The organism is Citrobacter sp. T1.2D-1, from assembly GCF_950098555.1.
Classification (GTDB): domain Bacteria; phylum Pseudomonadota; class Gammaproteobacteria; order Enterobacterales; family Enterobacteriaceae; genus Citrobacter_A; species Citrobacter_A telavivensis.
This window is the reverse complement of the sequence record NZ_CATNHH010000045.1, coordinates 32,112-52,761: the sequence shown is the minus strand read 5'-3', so window position 1 is coordinate 52,761 and position 20,650 is coordinate 32,112. Positions and strand designations below refer to the sequence as shown.

General features: G+C 49.4%; 19 protein-coding genes and 1 tRNA gene. 2 read left to right on the top strand and 18 right to left on the bottom strand.

Annotated features, from left to right (window positions below; all coding sequences use genetic code 11):
- Positions 1-105: 105 nt before the first annotated feature.
- The 11 genes from arsC to proB form a co-directional block, all read right to left on the bottom strand.
- Entirely contained in the window at positions 106-537 is a 432-nt protein-coding gene (arsC, locus tag QQZ17_RS19990; protein WP_020839046.1) for a glutaredoxin-dependent arsenate reductase, read from the bottom strand.
- Between the two features lie 12 nt (positions 538-549).
- Complete coding sequence (gene arsB / locus QQZ17_RS19985) at positions 550-1,839, bottom strand: arsenite efflux transporter membrane subunit ArsB (protein ID WP_063618737.1); 1,290 nt, start codon at positions 1,837-1,839, stop codon at positions 550-552.
- 47 nt (positions 1,840-1,886) lie between these two features.
- A complete protein-coding gene (gene arsA / locus QQZ17_RS19980; protein WP_088376532.1) occupies positions 1,887-3,638 on the bottom strand; it encodes an arsenite efflux transporter ATPase subunit ArsA in 1,752 nt (583 codons plus the stop codon).
- 17 nt (positions 3,639-3,655) lie between these two features.
- Complete coding sequence (gene arsD / locus QQZ17_RS19975; RefSeq protein WP_088376531.1) at positions 3,656-4,018, bottom strand: arsenite efflux transporter metallochaperone ArsD; 363 nt, start codon at positions 4,016-4,018, stop codon at positions 3,656-3,658.
- Between the two features lie 47 nt (positions 4,019-4,065).
- Positions 4,066-4,416 (bottom strand): As(III)-sensing metalloregulatory transcriptional repressor ArsR, encoded by a 351-nt coding sequence (gene arsR / locus QQZ17_RS19970; protein WP_047620677.1) that lies wholly within the window; start codon positions 4,414-4,416, stop codon positions 4,066-4,068.
- Positions 4,417-4,547: 131 nt separating this feature from the next.
- Positions 4,548-6,311: a hypothetical protein gene (locus QQZ17_RS19965; protein WP_088376530.1), complete on the bottom strand. Its 1,764-nt coding sequence runs from the start codon at positions 6,309-6,311 to the stop codon at positions 4,548-4,550.
- Positions 6,312-6,319: 8 nt separating this feature from the next.
- Entirely contained in the window at positions 6,320-7,429 is a 1,110-nt protein-coding gene (locus tag QQZ17_RS19960; RefSeq protein WP_088376529.1) for a hypothetical protein, read from the bottom strand.
- Between the two features lie 224 nt (positions 7,430-7,653).
- Positions 7,654-8,838 carry a tyrosine-type recombinase/integrase gene (locus QQZ17_RS19955; protein WP_152405769.1) on the bottom strand — a complete coding sequence of 395 codons (1,185 nt, stop codon included), beginning with the start codon at positions 8,836-8,838 and terminating at the stop codon, positions 7,654-7,656.
- Between the two features lie 163 nt (positions 8,839-9,001).
- Positions 9,002-9,077: transfer RNA gene (locus QQZ17_RS19950), tRNA-Thr, on the bottom strand.
- 114 nt (positions 9,078-9,191) lie between these two features.
- Positions 9,192-10,445 (bottom strand): glutamate-5-semialdehyde dehydrogenase, encoded by a 1,254-nt coding sequence (gene proA / locus QQZ17_RS19945; RefSeq protein ID WP_152405770.1) that lies wholly within the window; start codon positions 10,443-10,445, stop codon positions 9,192-9,194.
- Between the two features lie 11 nt (positions 10,446-10,456).
- Positions 10,457-11,560: a glutamate 5-kinase gene (gene proB / locus QQZ17_RS19940; RefSeq protein WP_152405771.1), complete on the bottom strand. Its 1,104-nt coding sequence runs from the start codon at positions 11,558-11,560 to the stop codon at positions 10,457-10,459.
- Between the two features lie 288 nt (positions 11,561-11,848).
- Here proB and phoE point away from each other — a divergent pair, with 288 nt between their 5' ends.
- Entirely contained in the window at positions 11,849-12,901 is a 1,053-nt protein-coding gene (gene phoE / locus QQZ17_RS19935) for a phosphoporin PhoE (RefSeq protein WP_152405772.1), read from the top strand.
- Between the two features lie 99 nt (positions 12,902-13,000).
- On the opposite strand, the gene crl is transcribed toward phoE, so the two are convergent.
- From crl to gpt, 3 genes are all read right to left on the bottom strand, one after another.
- Positions 13,001-13,402 carry a sigma factor-binding protein Crl gene (crl, locus tag QQZ17_RS19930; protein WP_152405773.1) on the bottom strand — a complete coding sequence of 134 codons (402 nt, stop codon included), beginning with the start codon at positions 13,400-13,402 and terminating at the stop codon, positions 13,001-13,003.
- 57 nt (positions 13,403-13,459) lie between these two features.
- Positions 13,460-14,704 carry an esterase FrsA gene (gene frsA / locus QQZ17_RS19925; RefSeq protein ID WP_152405774.1) on the bottom strand — a complete coding sequence of 415 codons (1,245 nt, stop codon included), beginning with the start codon at positions 14,702-14,704 and terminating at the stop codon, positions 13,460-13,462.
- A gap of 99 nt (positions 14,705-14,803) precedes the next feature.
- A complete protein-coding gene (gpt, locus tag QQZ17_RS19920) occupies positions 14,804-15,262 on the bottom strand; it encodes a xanthine phosphoribosyltransferase (protein ID WP_042324801.1) in 459 nt (152 codons plus the stop codon).
- A 324-nt stretch (positions 15,263-15,586) separates the two neighbouring features.
- On the opposite strand from gpt, the gene pepD reads away from it, so the two are divergent.
- Positions 15,587-17,044 (top strand): cytosol nonspecific dipeptidase, encoded by a 1,458-nt coding sequence (gene pepD / locus QQZ17_RS19915; RefSeq protein ID WP_152405775.1) that lies wholly within the window; start codon positions 15,587-15,589, stop codon positions 17,042-17,044.
- A 55-nt stretch (positions 17,045-17,099) separates the two neighbouring features.
- Here pepD and prfH read toward each other — a convergent pair whose 3' ends face one another.
- The 4 genes from prfH to dinB form a co-directional block, all read right to left on the bottom strand.
- A complete protein-coding gene (prfH, locus tag QQZ17_RS19910; protein WP_152405776.1) occupies positions 17,100-17,714 on the bottom strand; it encodes a peptide chain release factor H in 615 nt (204 codons plus the stop codon).
- On the bottom strand, positions 17,711-18,850 hold the full coding sequence (locus QQZ17_RS19905) for an RNA ligase RtcB family protein (protein WP_152405777.1): 1,140 nt from the start codon (positions 18,848-18,850) through the stop codon (positions 17,711-17,713). Before QQZ17_RS19905 ends, prfH begins: the two co-directional genes overlap by 4 nt.
- A 188-nt stretch (positions 18,851-19,038) precedes the next feature.
- On the bottom strand, positions 19,039-19,491 hold the full coding sequence (locus QQZ17_RS19900; RefSeq protein WP_152405778.1) for a GNAT family N-acetyltransferase: 453 nt from the start codon (positions 19,489-19,491) through the stop codon (positions 19,039-19,041).
- Positions 19,488-20,543 carry a DNA polymerase IV gene (dinB, locus tag QQZ17_RS19895; protein ID WP_152405779.1) on the bottom strand — a complete coding sequence of 352 codons (1,056 nt, stop codon included), beginning with the start codon at positions 20,541-20,543 and terminating at the stop codon, positions 19,488-19,490. The genes QQZ17_RS19900 and dinB overlap by 4 nt, the downstream gene beginning before the upstream one ends.
- Positions 20,544-20,650: the final 107 nt, after the last annotated feature.

Sequence of the window (20,650 nt, the reverse complement as noted above, 5' to 3'; positions counted from 1 at the left end):
GTAACATAAAAAATGTGGACTCTGGAAGCGTATATTTGACTTTCTGGAGGGAAGAAAAAAGATGATATGAAAGGGCCGGGGAATCAGCCCTTTCATTAAATGAAATTACTTGTTGTCGATTCGTTTTCCGCTAGCGTCAACCACCTTCTCACCGTCTTCCTTGGTGAAAGCCGCTTTCTGGGCATCTGGAAGGATATCCAGAACCACCTCCGAAGGACGGCAAAGTTTAGTTCCCAGTGGTGTTACCACAATCGGACGGTTAATAAGGATCGGATGTTGCAACATAAAGTCGATGAGCTGATCGTCAGTAAATTTATCTTCTGCAAGACCCAGTTCCTCATACGGCTCGACGTTCTTACGCAGCAAAGCACGGACGGAAATGCCCATATCCGCAATGAGTTTGACCAGCTCATCGCGTGAAGGTGGAGTCTCAAGGTAAAGAATAACGGTCGGCTCGATACCGCTGTTGCGGATCATCTCCAGCGTATTACGCGACGTGCCGCAGGCCGGGTTGTGATAAATAGTGATATTGCTCATATCAGTATCTCATTACAAAGTGAAAGAGAGACGTAGCGCCAGCGCTGCCAGCGTTACAAACAGCACAGGCAGAGTCATGACGATCCCGGTGCGGAAATAGTATCCCCAGGTGATGGTCATATTCTTCTGTGAAAGGACATGCAACCAGAGCAGCGTTGCCAGGCTACCAATAGGTGTAATTTTAGGTCCCAGATCGCAGCCAATCACGTTGGCATAAATCATCGCTTCTTTGATAACGCCTGTTGCGGTGCTGCCATCAATAGAGAGAGCGCCAACCAGCACGGTAGGCATGTTGTTCATTATGGAAGACAGGAAAGCCGTCAGGAAGCCAGTACCTAGCGTCGCGGCCCAGAGTCCTTTATCCGCCAGTACATTCAGCACACCAGAAAGGTATTCGGTTAGCCCGGCGTTGCGCAGACCGTAGACCACCAGATACATCCCCAGCGAGAAAATAACGATCTGCCAGGGTGCCCCACGCAGCACTTTACCGGTGTTAATGGCATGGCCTCGTTTAGCTACTGCAAACAGGATCACAGCTCCAACAGCAGCAATCGCGCTTACCGGGATACCCAACGGCTCAAGGACGAAAAAACCAACCAGAAGAAGGATCAACACTATCCAGCCGGTTCTGAAAGTTGCCAGATCTTTAATCGCTTTTGCCGGTGCTTTCAGGAGAGCCAGGTCGTAAGTCGATGGAATATCTTTTCGGAAGAACAGATGCAGCATAACCAGCGTGGCAACAATGGCTGCAATATCAACCGGCACCATTACCGACGCATACTCGGTGAAGCCCAGTCCAAAGAAGTCTGCAGAAACGATGTTAACCAGGTTGGACACGATAAGCGGCAGGCTGGCTGTATCGGCAATAAACCCGGCAGCCATGACGAATGCCAGTGTCGTGCCTTTGCTGAACCCTAATGCCAGCAGCATGGCGATGACTATCGGCGTCAGAATAAGTGCCGCACCGTCGTTGGCAAACAGTGCCGCCACCGCCGCACCGAGCAGAACGATATACGTAAAGAGCAAACGTCCACGACCGTTACCCCAGCGGGAAACGTGCAGCGCTGCCCATTCGAAAAAGCCGGACTCATCAAGCAGCAGGCTGATAATAATTACGGCAATAAAGGTCGCCGTCGCGTTCCAGACGATATTCCACACCACCGGAATATCGCCCACATGCACAACGCCAGATATCAGAGCCAGTCCCGCGCCCAGCATTGCACTCCAGCCGATCCCTAATCCCTTTGGTTGCCAGATAACCAAAACAATGGTCAGGACAAAAATAGCGCCTGCCAGTAACATAAAACCTCCTGACAGGGCGACTTTGCCGCCCTGTATATGCAAAAAAATTAACTCATCAACTCTCTGAGCTTTTCAATACCAGCGGGCTCTGACGCCAGCACCGGAACAAGCGCTATACGGTTAGAGTGCTGATTCTTAACAGCCTCAATCTGAGGCAGTTCCTGCCGAGCGCGCTGGCAAAGCAACGGAGAACGCGTATCCGCAGTGGAAAGGCTGTTATTGATAATCCAGCCCCACGGATGAATCCCCGCTCTTTCAAGGTCAGCCTGCAGGTTTGCCGCTTCCAGTACCGGTGTGGTTTCGGGCAGAGTGACCAGCAGGACTTTGGTGCGTTCCGGGTCCTGAAGCTGCATCATCGGAGTGGTAAAATGACCTTTATCCCCCATCTTCCTGGCAATCTCACGGTGATAAGCCCCGGTAGCATCAAGCAGTAATAGCGTATGCCCGGTAGGTGCCGTATCCATGACCACAAACCGTTTGCCTGCTTCACGGATTACGCGTGAGAACGCCTGGAACACCGCAATCTCTTCCGTGCAAGGAGAACGTAAATCCTCTTCGAGCAGCCGTTTCCCTGCTTCGTCTAGATCTCTTCCCTTCGTCTCAAGGACATGCTGGCGATAACGTTCGGTTTCATCGTGAGGGTTGATTCGGCTGACCTGAAGGTTTTTGAGGCTGCCGTTCAGCGTTGTACTCAGGTGCGCAGCAGGATCAGAGGTCGTGAGATGCACGTCAAATCCCATGTCTGCCAGCCTGACGGCGATAGCCGCTGCCATCGTGGTTTTACCTACGCCACCTTTGCCCATCAACATAATCAGGCCGTGCTCACTGCGAGCGATATCATCGACCAGGACAGACAGCGACATATTCTCTGGCTTGTTCTGTGTGCTTTGTTCAGGAAGCGATGTTATCTCAGCGTGTTCGTTGAGCAGGCCTTTCAATGCGGACACACCAACCATGTTCAGCGGCTGAAGGTATAAGTTGTCTGTCGGCAAATCAGATAACCCGGCAGGAAGATTTGCCAGTACCTCCTGCTCACGTTGCCATATCGCAGCGGCCAGGGCGTCATGTTCAGCTTCGGTTTTAGGCAGCACACCATTAATAACCAGGTACTGGTTTTTCAGGCCAATTGCAGCCAGTTCTTCATGGGTGCGGGCGACTTCCTGCAGCGTAGATTTTTGCAGTCGTGCAACCAGAACCAGGCGGGTACGTTCAGGATCGGACAACGCCTCTACTGCATGAGCATACTGCTCACGCTGCTTTTCCAGCCCGGCCATTGGGCCAAGACAGGAAGCACCATCTGGATTACTTTCAATGAAGCTACTCCAGGCACCGGGAAGCTGGAGAAGGCGAATCGTGTGGCCCGTCGGCGCTGTATCAAAAATGATGTGATCGAAACGGGTCAGCAGGGAAGCGTCTGTCAATAAGCCGGTGAACTCATCAAACGCCGCAATCTCAGTGGTACAGGCTCCTGAAAGCTGCTCGCTGATACTGTTAACAACATCATCAGGCAGAAGACCTTTGATAGGATCAACGATTCTGGCGCGGTATTGCTGGGCGGCTTCCTGCGGGTCAATCTCCAGAGCAGAAAGCCCAGGAACTGCCGTCACAGGGCGAATGGTATTACCGATAGCCTGATCGAATACCTGACCGACATTGGAGGCCGGATCGGTACTGACCAGCAAAACCCGCTTACCCTGTTCAGCAAGGCGGATTGCCGTCGCGCAGGAAATAGAAGTTTTACCTACACCTCCCTTACCGGCAAAAAACAGGTAAGGCGGGATATTCTGTAAGAATTTCATATGTCCTCCTGACATATTCAGCAACAGGAAGTATTACCACCACAGCAGTTGGTGGGAGTTAACCCTACCTTCTCCAGCGGAATACCGAACCAGCGAGCCAGCTCAGCACGTTTTGGGTATCGCCCTGCCATCACCGTTTCACCGTCCAACAGCAGTAGCGGAAGACCTTCTGCTCCAGATGCTTCGAGGAATGCTTTCGCTTTCTCATTCTGCACAAAGCTCATGGGCTGCTGCGCCAGGTTGTAACGTTCAACCTGTACACCACGTCCTTTCAGCCACTGCACATCAGCAGAAAAATCAACCAGAACCTGATCGACATCTGAGCCACATACGCCGGTACTGCAGCACATTGCCGGGTCAAACACCGTTAACGTCTTCATTCTGAATACCTCACATTTGGAAAAACATATATGTTCAGGCAAATTTTTTAGATGCAAACAGCCTTACCGCTACCAGAGCAGTTTGCCGATGCCAGCTTACGGGCGATGGCCTGTACGTCGTCCTGTTGGCTTAACCAGGCCTGCTCAATCACCTGAGCAGCCCAGGAAGGAATATGCGGGGATAAGCGGTAGTGAACCCACTTGCCCTGCTTGCGATCCAGCAATAGACCACTTTCCCGGAGCATTGCCAGGTGGCGGGAGATCTTGGGCTGTGACTGTTCTAGCGCAGTACAAAGGTCGCACACGCACAACTCTCCCATCTCTCTAAGCAGCAACACAATGCCCAAACGGGTTTCATCGGAGAGGTTTTTGAAGAGTTGTAATGCTGTAAAAATCATAGTCGTTCCCCTACCTATCTGGCTCTATGATACTCGGCGAAAGATTCCTTGCAAGATCACATATGGTAAATCAAATGTATAGCATAAATAGCGAACGCACAAGTTTGTGCGTTCGCTATTAACTAAAGGAATCATTCAGTAAGCCGACAAGTATCGACAAAAATATCGAGGTTTAAATCCAAAGGTTTTGATAAAAATGTTCTCTCATGCTTCCCATCACCAATAAAGAATAAATTCGTACCATCAGGGAAGTAACGATTTTTAATATCTTTAACCTTGGCTCTTCGGAATGCACTTATCTCTTTACCATCTTTCAAGAGGTTATCTTCAGCATACTCAGACATTGATATAAATGATTGAGTATCAGTCGGAAGATTTTTTCCCACAAACGACAGTATGAGATCAAAATTTCTGTCATCGATATCTTCCTTAAGAATTGCGTCAAGCATAAATGGAAGTCGATGTATATTGTCTGTTTTTCTTATTAAAGAATTTAATGCAAAATGATATGACATTACAGTTTTATGAAGTTCAACCCCTTGAAAAGGAAATGAATTTATTTTATAAAGATCTGTATATCTAGGTTCTGTTACATTGAACAACTGCATATCATTAAGATATTTTTTAAATATTTCCTTGAAATCTTTTTCTTTGTTAAACCGCTCGACAAAAAGAGACTGCTCCTCTCCCATCCCATCAATTAATCCTTTAATTTCATCAGACCTTTTTGTATGTTCTTCTATCTCTTCATGAATATTGCCTAACAGACGTATATTTGCTTTATTATCGATCCATGTGTTAACAGATAAATTTTGTGATTTTTTCTCAAGAAAATATGAATACTTTGAAGATATATCAATTTCTAACTTTTTAATCTTCGCAAGTGAACTATTAATATCAGACTGTATTTTTTGTACTTTATTATTTATTTGCTCCGATAGTTTATCAGTATCATTGATGTTTTGATAATAACCATATAACCCTTCTAAGGAATAAGGAAGTATTTGCGTACATGCAGGACAACGATCAATACTGTTATAGTTTTGGTTTTTAATATTTCTTTTAGTTCTTCTTAGTATCTTGACATGATTTTTAGTTAAGGATAACTTATTACACAAACCAGTATATACATCACGTTCTTCGTCTAATGATGCTACTAATTTTATATAACCATCTATATACTTCTGAGCCTCATCACCAAACTCTTCATCCAGTAATTTAGAAACAACAAAGTGAGGCTCGGCGCTATATTTACTCAATGAGGAGATCTTCGACTGAAGTTGTGTCCGCTCTTTTGTTAATTTATAAAAATATTCTTTATCAAAAGAATTTTCTATGCCAAGATAATAATCAAGATACGTATCTTTAAAGTCTTTATAAAAACCAAGATTAGAGAATGACTCTCTTAAATAAACCCACCCTACAGATTGAGAAATATAATAAGGCAGGAACATGCATTCTATCGATGCTTTTTTTAGCTCACCCTTCTGTTCTAAAAGCATGTTAAAATCAAATAATTGAGATAACATCTCCTTAAGCTTCACATGTTCAACTCGACCATCAGAGTCAATTCCATGAAAACTAAAAACATTTCCCCCATCCTCTTTTAAATATATGCTACCAAGCTCTCTTACTATTATATATTTTTTATCTACGCCTCCTTTAGTGATGCTGAAATCCAATCTGAACGTAGGGTTGTATCGAATAATTTCGCTCAAGCCATCTTTAACATCGTTAATTCCAAAGGTAAATAAAATACTTTGTATTAAAGTACTTTTACCTGAGGTATTACACCCACTTATTATGTTTATTTTATTTGAAAACTTTTGGTCGAAATATAAATTATGACTTTCAGAGACAACAAACAATCTATCAAACTTTATAATTGTCTTCATGGTTTACCTTAATCGTAGCACTCAACGTATGAACACAGAACTGCAAAAAATGTATCAATATTATCTAGGTTTATAGAATGAGATTTTCTAACATTATCAACATATGCAGTTAATGCGTCTTGAAGAGAAAAATATTGAGTTGTGTAATCATTATTTCTAACAAAGTCTTTAATGATTTGATAATCGTAATTACTCATATCCTTGAGTAGTTCAAAAGAGTTAAGTATATAGTTTTCATGATTTTTCTGTATGCTAAGTGGTATTCTGAATTTCATTGAGAATTGCTGTGCTTCGTCACGCCAATAGTCGAATGCCTTTTGCTGTGAATCAATTATATTCATAACTTTCTTAACATCTTCGCCTTCAACCCTTTTTGTTGGATCGAGTAGACATATTTCCTGTCCTTGATTATATACAGTTTCCACATTTCTAAATAGAGCAAGTATTACCTCGATGGCTGCTTTCGAGTCAGCTATATGAGAAAACTTTCTAGACATAAGTCCAATAAGCGATTCTTTTTGTTTTGCAGCTGTTCTTGGAAAATCTACCCACTGAATTTTTAGGTTACTTAGTTCTTTACGATGGAAAACAGAAGATTCTTCATTACAAATATCTGTAACTTTCTCTTCAATTTTATTCTGAATGTTTTTATGTAATTCATCATAAGCACAGATAGAGTTTTGCTCATTAATCCTTAATATCTGCTCAGTAATACCTTCTTTTTTTAACGCCTTTGACGGTGAATATTTTAATTCTATTTCTGTATTTGATATAAATGTTAGCTGGTGTTTATAATCTTCACTTTTTTCAAAAGCATCATTTCTTAAGTTTTCGCCCACCAATAGTATTTTAGATACCATCTCAGAAAACCTAGAATCGATAGTCCATATTTTCCCGCTAAGTTTCTTTGCTTGATAGGCATGTATCTCGTTTATATAACTTAAGCAATCAGTTTTATAACAAAATAGAAAATCATCGTGATGTTCGATACAAATAAAGAACTCTTTATTGATAAAAGAATTGAAATTATCTAACAAAAGATACAATGCACAGTTTCTTTGAAACTCAAAACCAGTTAACGCATCAACCCCGGCGTTTGCCGCTTTATTTTTAGCCACCCTGCTCTCCTACAACAGCTAAAAATTTCCATCGTCATCCAGTGATGGATGTGGATGCAAATTAAACCATTTAAGGCGATGTGTATCACGAAAATCAAAAAAAATAAATTTGTAAGATCACTTTTAGTGATCTAATGCACTGTTTTAAATACTGTTTTTTTATACAGTTGAAAGATGGCACCTCTAGGGAAAACTTTAAAAACTCGTTTTCCCTATTTACAGGCTTATATAACCTTAGTTAAAGATGCTTCAATATAATCCGCATACCACTGCATCATCTCCCTCCGCCCTTCCAGATATAACGCATGGTTATACGTCCCGCGAATCGCATTCTTATCAACGTGAGCCAGCTGGGTTTCAATCCATGCTGTATTGAACCCTTCCTCATGCAAAATCGTACTCATCGTGTGCCTAAAACCATGTCCCGTAACCTTTCCTGTATATCCAATCCGTTTGAATACCTGATTAATGCTCGCTTCACTCATCGTCTTACGGGGATCATTACGCCCTGGGAATACCAGATGATATTGTCCAGACATCACTTTGAGCCGCTGTATGATTTCCAGCGCTTGGGTAGAGAGGGGGACAAGGTGAGGCCGTTTCATCTTCATTCGCTCTGCAGGTATTTCCCACACCGCTTTCTCAAGATCAAACTCACTCCAGAAAGCCCCCCGAAGCTCGCCGGTACGAACTCCCGTAAGGATTAGCAAACGTGCGGCAAGAACAACTAACGGGCTGCCTGTATAGCTAGAGAGAGCTTTAAAGAAGTCTGGTAGCTCCTCAACGGTAAGGAAGGGATAATGCTTCGATTCATGTCCTGACATCGCGCTGGTTAGATCCGCCGCAGGATTGTATTCCGCGCGGCCGGTAACGATGGCATAACGAAAAACTTCGCTGCAGCGCTGGCGAACCTTCTTGGCCTTCTCTGTTGCGCCACGGCTTTCCATTCGACGTAGCACATTCAGCAGGACCAAAGGCTTGATGTCATTCACCGGCAGTTGGCCAATATAAGGGAAAATATCTTTATTGAAGGCTTCGATAATGTCGGAGGCATAGCCTTCTGACCACCGGCTCACCTTCGTTCCGTGCCATTCAAGTGCCACAGCCTGAAACGTATTATTGAGCTGCACATCGCGAACCAACTTTTCTTCTTTCTTGGCAAACGATGGATCGATACCTTCGGCCAGCTTTTTCTTGGCTTCATCACGTAGTGCCCTCGCTTGTGCAAGGGACACTGCCGGATAGACACCAAAAGCCATACGCTTCTCTTTTCCATTGAAGCGATATTTCATCCGCCAGTATCGAGAACCAGAAGGAACTACTTCGAGATACAAGCCTGCACCATCTGCTAGCTTATAGGCTTTCTCTCTGGGTTTAGCAGCATCTACCTGTCGTGCATTAAGCTTCATTGGGGGCATCTCCCTAGACCGAACACAGAATGCCCCCACTTATGCCCCCAACTGCGACTTGATTTCGGTTGAGTCCAGTTGATAACAGGAGATAAGATACGGGCCAGAAACCGCAGTATACGGGCTTTTAGTTGATTTCGGTAGACTTGGGAAGAGTTTGAAATGGTGCCGATAATAGGAGTCGAACCTACGACCTTCGCATTACGAATGCGCTGCTCTACCAACTGAGCTATATCGGCCCTGATGAGGACATGCCCACGAGTGTGAACACGGGGTAGAAGGTTAAAACTAACCGAGTGATGCGTCAATAGCCTTGCGAATCAAGTGGCTGATTTTGCATCACCCGGCGTTAATTAGGCACGAATCGTGTCGTCGCCAAAGCCGATCCACTTGTAGGTGGTTAGCGCTTCCAGCCCCATTGGACCACGGGCATGTAATTTTTGCGTGCTGACGGCGACTTCCGCCCCGAGACCGAACTGACCACCGTCAGTGAAGCGCGTGGAGGCATTCACGTACACCGCAGACGAATCCACTTCATTCACAAAACGGTTCGCGTTGTGCATGGTGCGCGTCAGGATGGCGTCGGAGTGCTGGGTGCCGTGCGCGCGAATATGCGCGATGGCGTCATCCAGGTCAGCGACAATTTTGACGTTCAAATCCAGCGACAGGAACTCGTCGTCAAATTCTTCCGCTTTAACCGCCACCACGTTCGCTGGCCCCGCGCTCAACGTGGCAAACGAGCGCTCATCCGCATGTAGCGTCACGCCGCTCTCAGCCATCTGCTGACTCAGCGCGGGCAGGAAACGCGCAGCGATGTCCTGATGTACCAACAGCGTCTCTACCGTGTTACAGGTACTCGGACGTTGCGTTTTCGCATTGACGATAATCTTCAACGCCGGAGCAATCTCTGCGCTATCGTCGACAACGATGTGGCAAACGCCAATCCCGCCGGTAATCACCGGAATGGTCGACTGCTCGCGGCACAACTTATGCAGACCCGCGCCACCACGAGGAATCAGCATGTCGATGTATTTATCCATGCGCAGCATCTCATTCACCAGCGCACGGTCGGGGCTTTCAATTGCCTGAACCGCCGCTTCCGGTAAACCGCAGGAGATTAACGCCTGCTGGATCACGCGTACGGTGGCCGCATTGGTGCGGTATGTCTCTTTACCACCGCGCAGAATTGCCGCATTACCCGTTTTCAGGCACAGGGAGGCGACATCAACAGTGACATTCGGTCTCGCTTCATAAATGACGCCAATCACGCCCAGTGGCACGCGGCGACGCTCCAGACGCAGCCCGCTGTCCAGCAGTCCCCCGTCAATCACCTGACCGACCGGATCCGCCAGATTACAGACCTGACGGACATCATCAGCAATTGCTTTCAGCCGCGCAGGCGTTAGCGCCAGGCGATCGAGCATCGCCTCACTCAGACCGTTCGCGCGCGCTTCGGTTACGTCCTGCGCATTCGCGTTCAGGATAGTTTCCGTTTGTGCTTCAAGCTCATCAGCTATTTTTTCCAGTACGCGATTTTTTTCGCGGCTGGAGAGCAGCGCCAGTTTGTACGACGCCGCTTTGGCAGCAATGCCCATTTTTTCCAGCATTTATCTGCTCCTTAACGGGTAATCATGTCATCGCGATGGACGGCGACAGGGCCATATTCATAACCCAGAATCGCGTCGATCTGTTGGGAGTGGTGTCCGGCAATTCGGCGCAGCGCGTCGCTGTTGTAGCGGCTCACGCCGTGGGCGATGTCGCGCCCTTCCTGGTTACAGATACGGATCACTTCACCACGTGAGAAGTTGCCTGTCACGCTTTTAATGCCTTTTGGCAACAGGGAGCTGCCGCGTTCCAGAATAGCCGCCGTCGCCCCTTCGTCCACGGTGATTTCACCGGCAGGCGGCGCGCCGAAGATCCAGCGCTTGCGGTTCTCCAGCGGAGAAGCCTGCGCGTGGAAGCGGGTCCCGACAGAGATGCCTTCCATCACGTCACCAATCACGCCCGGCTTGCTGCCAGCGGCAATGATGGTGTCGATACCGGCGCGACAGGCGACGTCAGCGGCTTGCAGCTTGGTACCCATACCGCCCGTTCCCAGCCCCGACACGCTGTCGCCGGCAATAGCGCGCAGCGCATCATCAATCCCGTAGACATCTTTAATCAGCTCAGCTTGTGGATCGGTACGCGGATCGGCGGTGAACAGCCCCTGTTGGTCGGTTAACAGCAGCAGTTTGTCTGCGCCGGCGAGGATCGCCGCCAGCGCGGAGAGATTGTCGTTATCCCCCACTTTAATTTCCGCCGTGGCAACCGCATCGTTCTCATTGATTACCGGAACAATATTGTTATCCAGCAGCGCACGCAGGGTGTCGCGCGCATTCAAAAAGCGTTCCCGGTCTTCCATATCCGCCCGCGTCAGCAGCATCTGCCCGACGTGAATGCCGTAAATCGAAAACAGCTGTTCCCACAGTTGAATCAGTCGGCTCTGCCCAACCGCAGCCAGCAGTTGCTTGGTGGCAATGGTCGCAGGCAGTTCCGGGTATCCCAGGTGTTCACGCCCGGCAGCGATAGCGCCCGACGTGACGATAACAATACGATGTCCTGCGGCATGCAGCTGCGCACACTGACGAACAAGTTCTACGATGTGGGCACGGTTAAGGCGGCGCGATCCGCCCGTTAGTACACTGGTGCCGAGTTTTACCACCAGCGTCTGGCTGTCACTCATGATTCTCTGCCGTTCAAAATAGGGAAAATGATAGTAAACGAACGTTTTAGCAGGACTGGCCCCGGTTGCCAACAAGCAGCGCACAAAGCATAGAATTTTGTTGTGCTGGATCAGCAAGCGTAGCGGTAGTTTTTGACGTTTGTATTACCGAAACAGAAAAACATCCTTTTTTAAAATTATTCTTACTTTGTCATAAAAACTTCACCCCAGAGCGATAAAAACCCTCCTGTCTTTCAACGGGGATCACACCCAGTAAATATTAGCGCGTACTTTAAATCAGGACTGAAAATGAAAAAGAGCACTCTGGCATTAGTGGTGATGGGTATTGTGGCATCGGCATCCGTGCAGGCAGCGGAAGTGTTTAACAAAGACGGTAATAAACTGGATGTGTATGGCAAAGTCAAAGCGATGCACTATTTCAGCGATAATGATGACAAAGACGGCGACCAGACTTATGTCCGCTTTGGTTTTAAAGGCGAAACGCAGATTAACGATCAACTGACCGGCTACGGTCGCTGGGAAGCGGAATTTGCGGGCAACAAAACCGAGAGCGAAACCGGTCAGAAAACGCGTCTGGCGTTTGCCGGGGTTAAACTGAAAGATATCGGTTCTTTTGATTATGGTCGTAACCTGGGCGCGCTGTATGACGTTGCCGCCTGGACCGATATGTTCCCGGAATTTGGTGGTGACGGCCTGGCGCAGACCGATAACTTTATGACCAAACGCGCCAGCGGCCTGGCGACATACCGTAACACCGACTTCTTCGGCATGATCGACGGTCTGAACATGACCCTGCAATATCAGGGTAAAAACGAAAACCGTGACGTGAAGAAACAGAACGGTGACGGGTTCGGGACCTCATTGAGCTATGACTTCGGCGGCAGTGATTTCGCTGTCATTGGCGCCTACGCCAACTCTGACCGTACTAATGAGCAAAACCTGCAAACACGCGGCCATGGCCAGAATGCTGAAGGTTGGGCGACCGGTCTGAAATACGATGGCAACGACATCTATCTGGCAACCATCTATTCTGAAACCCGCAACATGGCGCCTATTTCCGGTGGTTTTGCCAACAAAGCGCAAAACTTCGAAGCAGTTGCCCAGTATCAGTTTGATTTTGGCCTGCGTCCGTCCATCGGTTATGTTCAATCGAAAGGCAAAGATATTGAAGGTGTCGGTGATGAAGATATCGTGAAATATATCGACGTCGGCGCGACCTATTATTTCAACAAAAATATGTCGGCGTTTGTTGATTATAAAATCAACCAGATTGATGACAACAACAAACTGGGCGTCAACAGCGATGACATCGTGGCGCTGGGTATGACGTATCAGTTCTGATTCCGTGAAGGTATCGGATGACGATGCTCTGGCGTCGTATCCGGTCTGAGGACGGAGAAAACAGAGAGGCCGGATGAATCATCCGGCCTCTTTTTTGGATTACGCCGTTAACTTCACCGGCTCATCACGGAAATTGTCAGCCGGCTCCAGCGACAAATGCAGCGTGTTCAGCAGCCCACGCAACTTCTCGTGAAACTCGCGCAGGGTATATTCCAGCCGCTCTACCACTTCTTTATCTTTGATCGGAGCCGTCGTCCAGTTCCCCGCTTTGTCGAACAGACCAAATTTATAGCTATAGGTGAAACGCTTTTCCTGCGCTTCCAGTTCCATCCACCAGCCCCAGAATTCGCGCAGTTCAGGCGCGGGTTTCACGTTGACGCAAACGGCCAGACAATCGAAAAAGAATCGATTATCTTCGCACTTTCCTTCCCGGATATAGGGGCCAAGCGCGGTGAATTTCTTGATCAATCTGCTCTTCGGGTGTCCACTCGGTAACGTCATTGCGATCTCCTGTTGTGAAGCAACTGTTTTACCAAAACAGTAGAATTTAGCAAATTATTAACACAATCTCTTTTCAATCCAGCGGGTGATTTCCTGTAACGCGTTGTCAAAATTGCGATACACCGGATTGAATGGAATCTCCAGCAGCTTACCGTCAGAAGATGAAGACGTGATTAAGCGCGACTCCTCTTCCGGACTGAAGGGATCGTTCTTCCAGAAGCCCGACAGCATTGGCGTTGGGCAACGTCTGCCGAGCAGTCCCTGCACCTTCAGCGAATAGCGATTGAGCTCCACGCGCAGCGCTTCATCGGACGCATCGTGCATTCCCAGTCGGCTCGCCAGAACGTCAAGATACATTTCCGGTACCGCCCCCTGACGCAATGGATCGCTTAGCAACGCATGGACAACCGGACCAAGACAGGCCACCGCCTTCAGACGCGGTGATTCAAGATAAGCCAGCCGTACCGCCACATTGGCACCAAAACGGAATCCGAACGCCGCCACTCGGGTATGATCCACCCACGGCACATTCGGCAGCGCTTTCAGCACATGCTGATGCAGCAGGCTGGAGTCCTGTGAGAGCTTCCACTTTGAAGAGAAACCGACGGAAGGCATGTCCAGCGTGAGCATGGCAATGCCACGCGGCGCGAAATAGCGCTCATACAGGGTGTAGTAATCGGTTTGCATCGAATCCAGACCGCCGCACATAAGTACCGTCGGGAATGGGCCGTCGCCTTTTGGCATATGCAAGAACCCGGTGATGGGGGAACCACCGGGCACCGTAAACTCCATCTCACGCAGTGAACCAGGTAGTCGCTGCGCGGCTTCCTCATAGGCTCGGTTAGATAATGCCTGTGCCTGTTCCGCCAGATCGTCCCCTTTCAGGTGTGGATAGGCGGCGATGTTGTACAACGTCGAGGCATGCAGCCAGTGGCGACCGCTGCGTTCAGGATCCGTTTCCTGGCAGGCTTTTTGCTGCCAGTCCATTGCCTGTTTTGCCCATTCATAAATCCAGTTACCGCCACGATAACCGATCACCGTATCGTAAAGCTCGGCATCGGTGCGCTCGGCGTCGCTCATCACGATGCGCGCCTGGACATCAAGAATTTCTCGCGGATCCACCCCGCGCCAGATCCACATCAGGCGGTTAATCATGCGATACCAGTGGGGAACGTTCTTGCCATCCAGCGCCGATTGCACAGGCGGCTGCGTCCCGGCATTAAAACGGCGGACAAGGGTCGACGTTTCGGGATGTTTAAAACGGGGTTTGAACAGGATTTCGCTAAGATTAGCCTGTGACATGCGTACAGCCTCCTGAAGTACTGACTGAGGCACATTGTAACCCGACACCGGCTAAATAGAACAACGCCCGGCAGTGCCAGGCGTTGAAAAAGTCAGAGATTAGCGGCCAGAAATCGGCGGAATAAAGGTCACGCCCATATCCCACGGCTGCTCAATCCAGGTATCCTGCGGGATATCAATCACATAATCATCGACTAACGGACGACCCGCCGGTTTCGCGAAGATGGTGACAAAGTGCGCTTTTGGATACATTTCACGGATAGCCACGGCGGTACCGCCGGTATCCACCAGATCGTCGATGACGATAAAACCTTCACCGTCGCCTTCTGCGCGCTTGAGAATTTTCAGCTCACGCTGGTTGTCGTGATCGTAGCTGGAAATGCATACGGTATCGACATGACGAATGCCCAGTTCACGTGCCAGCAATGCGCCCGGCACCAGACCGCCACGGCTAACGGCAATAATGCCTTTCCACTGTTCTGAAGGCATCAGGCGGTTTGCCAGTTTGCGTGCATGAATCTGCAGCATGTCCCAGGTGACGACGTATTTTTCGCTCATGTGAAGTGTCCCAGCCTGTTTATCTACGGCTTAAAAAGTGTTCAAGGGGGAAATGGGTTGCGCGAGATTATAGAGATCTGAGCCACCAAAAACCAGTGTTTCGCGGAATCGGGCCCTCTTTTTACGTGCTTTATACTCGCAGCGGGCGCAGAAAGTGGTATTCTCAAGCGCATCTCGCAAGCCTGACTTGTGGTAATAATTAACCTGCTAACCCTGTGACCTGCAAGCTTGTTTGCAGAGCATCTATACCTTAAATAATTCGCGTTGCAGGCAAGCCAACACACATGCAACCTGAAATATGACGGGTATACAAGGAGAATGATCGTGTCTGAATTATCTCAACTCTCCCCGCAACCGCTGTGGGATATTTTTGCAAAAATCTGTTCTATTCCTCACCCGTCCTATCATGAAGAGCAACTCGCTGAACACATCATCGGCTGGGCAAACGAGAAAGGTTTCCACGTTGAGCGCGACCAGGTGGGCAATATCCTGATTCGCAAACCGGCCAGCGCGGGAATGGAAAACCGTAAACCGGTGGTCCTGCAAGCGCACCTGGATATGGTGCCGCAGAAAAACAACGACACCGTACACGATTTCACTAAAGATCCGATTCAACCTTATATTGATGGCGAATGGGTGAAAGCGCGTGGCACCACGCTGGGTGCCGATAACGGCATCGGGATGGCTTCCGCACTGGCCGTTCTGGCTGACGACAGCGTCGTTCACGGCCCGCTGGAAGTGCTGCTGACCATGACGGAAGAAGCGGGTATGGACGGTGCATTTGGTCTGCAGGCTAACTGGCTGCAGGCGGATATCCTGATCAACACCGACTCTGAAGAAGAAGGTGAAATCTACATGGGTTGCGCGGGGGGGATCGACTTCACCTCTAACCTGCCGCTAACCCGCGAAGCTGTTCCGGCAGGTTTCCAGACCTTTAAGCTGACCCTGAAAGGGCTGAAAGGCGGCCACTCCGGTGGCGAAATCCACGTTGGTCTCGGCAACGCAAACAAACTGTTGGTTCGTTTCCTGGCCGGTCATGCTGAAGAGCTGGATCTGCGTCTGGTTGATTTCAACGGCGGTACGCTACGTAACGCGATTCCGCGTGAAGCCTTTGCGACCGTCGCCGTCGCGGCGGACAACGTTGATGCGCTGAAAGCGCAGGTCAACGCTTATCAGGACATCCTGAAAAACGAACTGGCCGAAAAAGAGAAAAATCTCGTGGTTCTGCTGGAAAGCACGGCGAACGATAAAGCGGCACTGACGGCGCAGTCTCGTGACGGCTTCATCCGTCTGTTGAACGCGACGCCAAACGGTGTGATCCGCAATTCCGACGTCGCAAAAGGCGTGGTTGAAACCTCACTGAACGTGGGTGTCGTCACCATGACCGATGACAACGTCGAAATCCATTGCCTGATCCGTTCGCTGATCGACACCGGTAAAGACTATGTCGTTAGCATGCTGGACTCACTGGGCAAACTGGCGGGCGCGAAAACCGAAGCCAAAGGGAGCTACCCTGGCTGGCAGCCGGATGCGAACTCGCCGGTGATGCATCTGGTACGCGAAACCTATCAGCGTCTGTTCAACAAGACGCCGAACATCCAGATTATCCACGCGGGTCTGGAGTGCGGTCTGTTTAAAAAACCGTACCCGGATATGGATATGGTCTCTATCGGGCCAACCATCACCGGTCCGCACTCACCGGATGAGCAGGTGCATATCGAAAGTGTCAGTCATTACTGGCGGCTTCTGACCGAACTGCTGAAAGCGATTCCAACGAAGTAAGCCTCAGTTCCAATCTGCCGGATAGCACGTTGCTATCCGGCAATTTTCTTACCGATTACAGCGCTGTAAACGCCAATCCTTTAAACGTTCTTTGCGGATCCCCGCGCGCTATCTGATGGTGAAACATTCTTCGTTGGGATTTCAGCGCCGCGCTGTCATTCTGTCGTTGTTGCTCAAGACGCCAGGCAATCCACAGTCGCGCCAGTCGCTTATTGGCATGCTGACTGCGCTCCGACTGTACCTTGACACTGATTCCACTCGCCAGATGCGTGGCGCGAACGGCGGAATCCGTCTTGTTGACATGTTGTCCCCCAGGCCCCGAAGACCGCAGCGTCTCAAAATGAATCTCATCAGATTGCGCCTCTTCATGAGCATAAAAGCGACCTACGCCGATATACCAGTTTTTACGTCCATGATTCGGACGGTAGGGACTGGCACAAATCCACTGTAGCGTGCCGCACCAGGTGTCGCTTAATGCTTGCGCGTGACGACCATCCAGCGACACCAGTGCAGAGCGCAGCGTATCAGAATGCTTGCCTGGCTCCGTTTCCAGCAGCGTGAGCGCAACATCCTGCTGGGCCGCTTCTTTTACCAGTCGATCCAGCGCTTTTTTAACCGCCAGACAGCACTCTTCTGGTCCCTGTGCGGAGGAGAGTTGCAACAATATCATGCGTTTTTTCCTCCACGGGTTTTCAGCGTCAGAACCGGGCGTAGTCGTGCGACCGGCTCCACCAACCCTGCCTGAACCAGACAATGGATCACGCTGTCGACGGATTTGTAGGCCTGCGGCGCTTCTTCGTAAATCAGTTGCTTATCACGGCAAATCACCCGACTTCCCAGATCAGTGCGGGAGAGTTGCGCCGGACTGAATTTCCCGGACAGTCGCCCTTTGCACTCCGTGCGCATCCATTTACGTCCTGCGCCATGCGCCAGTGAGCACAATGACGATTCACCCGGCACTGGCTGAACCAGCCAACTGTAATCCCCCCGGGAACCAGGAACGATCGCTAATCCACGGTTATCCGGTGTTGCGCCCTTACGGTGCAGCCATCCGTGATGTCCGCCAATATTGCAGGCTTCCACAAAGTTATGCGCAATATCCAGCACGGCGTCTCCACTCGCTTTGACCTGTTGCAGAATACGACGGGCAATCAACTGACGGTTTACGCAGGCAAACGTCAGTGCGTCATCATGTGCCGCCAGATAATCTGTCGCATCGCCGCCCCCTTCTGTCAGACCATCATGAGAGAATGAGGCAATATGCCGTTGCAGGATGGACTGCCCCAGACCTCGTGAACCGCTGTGCGTCAGCAGCAAAAGATGTTGAGTATCAAGACCTGCCAGCGTAAAGCGCGCGTTATCGAAGACCTGATCCACTTGCTGCAATTCCGCAAAGTGATTGCCGCCGCCAATGGAACCCAGCGCACTGCGCCAGGGATGCGTGGCCAGACTGTCTGGCAGATGTTCATCCAGCCATGCCTCTGTCGCCGCATCATCCAGCGCCGCCAGGCGCTTTTCAAATTTATCTGCGTTATATCTGCGGCTCAGGATATCCGTTTGCCACAGCGCCATGCCGCAACCGATGTCATTACCCACGAGTGCAGGATAAAAACGGCCAAGAGAAAAGAAGGCTGCGCCAATAGGATAACCACGCCCAGGGTGTAAATCTGGCATACCCACTACGCGATGCATACCGGGTAAATTTGCCGTTGTGTGTAATTGTTGGATCGCTGAACCTTCGATCCAAAGTTCGTCTGAAGCGATATACGCGATCGCATCAGAGAGTTCATGAACATTATTGCCCATATACCATTCCTGAAAAAAATAAATACGGAAATGGCAGACGTTACCAGGGCAAAAAAGAGAGGTTATTCCTGGAAAGGTCTGCAAATTGAGTTTTTAGAATTTGTCATCATGATTAACCCCCTTTGCAGTAAATATGAATAAAAAGTGCGCGTATACTAATCGGTGCCCCAGAATCTTGCAAGATGAATTTACGGGACGTTATTATATTGCATCCGATAATTAATAAACCATTCCCCCCGACATTCCACTTTTTGCTGCGCAACCACCTGGAAGCCCTGACGCTCAAAAAAGGGTTTGGCGGTAATGCTGGCCTCAACGGTTAACCCATCACCCCGCGCAATCCACGGTTTCAGTAAGCGACCGGCAATACCCTGACCATTGAATTCTGGTGCGACAAATAATAAATCAATGTCGTTTCCAGCCACGCTAATAAACCCAACGGGTTGCTCATCAACGACAGCAACCTGTACCTCAGAAGTGGCAAGCTTCTGCCGCCAGGTCGCTTCATCGATTTGCGCCCAGGCAGCCACTTGCTGCGCGGAATAATCACGACGCGCTGTTTCCTTAACGGCCCGCAGGAATATTTCACATAATGCCAAAAAATCACGCTCTTTATATTCTCTGATGATCATCGCGGTTATAACCCCAGTAATAACTGTCGTTCCAGTTGCGGGTCCAGCAGAGTAACATGAAGTCCCACCAGACGAACGCCCCGCCCTCCCCGGCGTTCTTCCCAGGTTTTACGCGCGGTAGAAATCAGATCTTCTTTATTCAGTCGCGGCCAGACGTGTTCCTGGGTGGTTTGCTGAAAGTCATTAAACTTTAGCTTCACCCCCTGACGGGCGATGAGCAGATCGGGTTTCACTTTCGCCAGTCTTCGTTCAAGTTCCGGATATAACCGTTCAATAATCGCTTCACAGTCAGACCATTCATGAATGTCTTCCGCCATTGTGCGTTCAACGCCGACCGATTTGCGTAAGCGTTCATTATTGACGTCCCGTTCGTCGATTCCCTGACTGCGCTCCCACAGTACCCGCCCAAACTTACCGAAGCGCTTGAGTAATGTCGCCAGGTCGAACTGTTGCACATCACCGCAGGTGCGTAGCCCCATACTTTCCAGCTTTGCCGCAGACACTTTACCGACGCCGGGAATTTTACCCAGCGGCAACGTGCTGAGGAACGCCGGGACATCATCCGGCGTAATGACATATTGCCCGTTGGGTTTATTCAGATCGGAGGCGATCTTGGCCAGAAACTTCACCGGTGCCACGCCCGCCGAGGCGGTAAGTTGCAGTTCGTTGAAGATAGTCTGGCGGATCTCCTGGGCGATGAGCGTTGCTGAACCATGACAGTGCGTGCTGTTTGTGACATCCAGGTATGCTTCATCCAGAGACAGCGGTTCAATTAACGAGGTGTAGCGTGAAAAGATGTCCTGAATCTGGCGGGAGGCTTCTTTATAGGCTTCGTAGCGGCCGGGTAACAGCGTGAGGTGTGGGCACAACTTCAACGCCATTCCAGTCGGCATCGCGCTGCGCACGCCAAATTTACGGGCGGGATAGTTGGCGGTACTGATGACGCCTCTGCGCTCGCGGCTGCCGCCAATCGCAATAGGAATATCGCGCAGCGCCGGGTTGTCACGCATCTCAACCGCTGCGAAAAAACAGTCCATATCAATATGTATGATTTTACGCATCACTCACCTCCACAACACTGTTTAAGTATACAGTGTTTTTCTGCAATGGGAAGTCGATGAGAACGCACTAAAGTAAAACGCGGCGAGTTGCAACAAAAGAAATATCT

What these genes read in the sequence shown, in the direction of transcription:
- arsC (WP_020839046.1), bottom strand. Translation starts at nt 537, where the DNA reads ATGAGCAATATCACTATTTATCACAACCCGGCCTGCGGCACGTCGCGT.
- arsB (WP_063618737.1), bottom strand. Translation starts at nt 1,839, where the DNA reads ATGTTACTGGCAGGCGCTATTTTTGTCCTGACCATTGTTTTGGTTATC.
- arsA (WP_088376532.1), bottom strand. Translation starts at nt 3,638, where the DNA reads ATGAAATTCTTACAGAATATCCCGCCTTACCTGTTTTTTGCCGGTAAG.
- arsD (WP_088376531.1), bottom strand. Translation starts at nt 4,018, where the DNA reads ATGAAGACGTTAACGGTGTTTGACCCGGCAATGTGCTGCAGTACCGGC.
- arsR (WP_047620677.1), bottom strand. Translation starts at nt 4,416, where the DNA reads ATGATTTTTACAGCATTACAACTCTTCAAAAACCTCTCCGATGAAACC.
- QQZ17_RS19965 (WP_088376530.1), bottom strand. Translation starts at nt 6,311, where the DNA reads ATGAAGACAATTATAAAGTTTGATAGATTGTTTGTTGTCTCTGAAAGT.
- QQZ17_RS19955 (WP_152405769.1), bottom strand. Translation starts at nt 8,838, where the DNA reads ATGAAGCTTAATGCACGACAGGTAGATGCTGCTAAACCCAGAGAGAAA.
- proA (WP_152405770.1), bottom strand. Translation starts at nt 10,445, where the DNA reads ATGCTGGAAAAAATGGGCATTGCTGCCAAAGCGGCGTCGTACAAACTG.
- proB (WP_152405771.1), bottom strand. Translation starts at nt 11,560, where the DNA reads ATGAGTGACAGCCAGACGCTGGTGGTAAAACTCGGCACCAGTGTACTA.
- phoE (WP_152405772.1), top strand. Translation starts at nt 11,849, where the DNA reads ATGAAAAAGAGCACTCTGGCATTAGTGGTGATGGGTATTGTGGCATCG.
- crl (WP_152405773.1), bottom strand. Translation starts at nt 13,402, where the DNA reads ATGACGTTACCGAGTGGACACCCGAAGAGCAGATTGATCAAGAAATTC.
- frsA (WP_152405774.1), bottom strand. Translation starts at nt 14,704, where the DNA reads ATGTCACAGGCTAATCTTAGCGAAATCCTGTTCAAACCCCGTTTTAAA.
- gpt (WP_042324801.1), bottom strand. Translation starts at nt 15,262, where the DNA reads ATGAGCGAAAAATACGTCGTCACCTGGGACATGCTGCAGATTCATGCA.
- prfH (WP_152405776.1), bottom strand. Translation starts at nt 17,714, where the DNA reads ATGATATTGTTGCAACTCTCCTCCGCACAGGGACCAGAAGAGTGCTGT.
- QQZ17_RS19905 (WP_152405777.1), bottom strand. Translation starts at nt 18,850, where the DNA reads ATGGGCAATAATGTTCATGAACTCTCTGATGCGATCGCGTATATCGCT.
- dinB (WP_152405779.1), bottom strand. Translation starts at nt 20,543, where the DNA reads ATGCGTAAAATCATACATATTGATATGGACTGTTTTTTCGCAGCGGTT.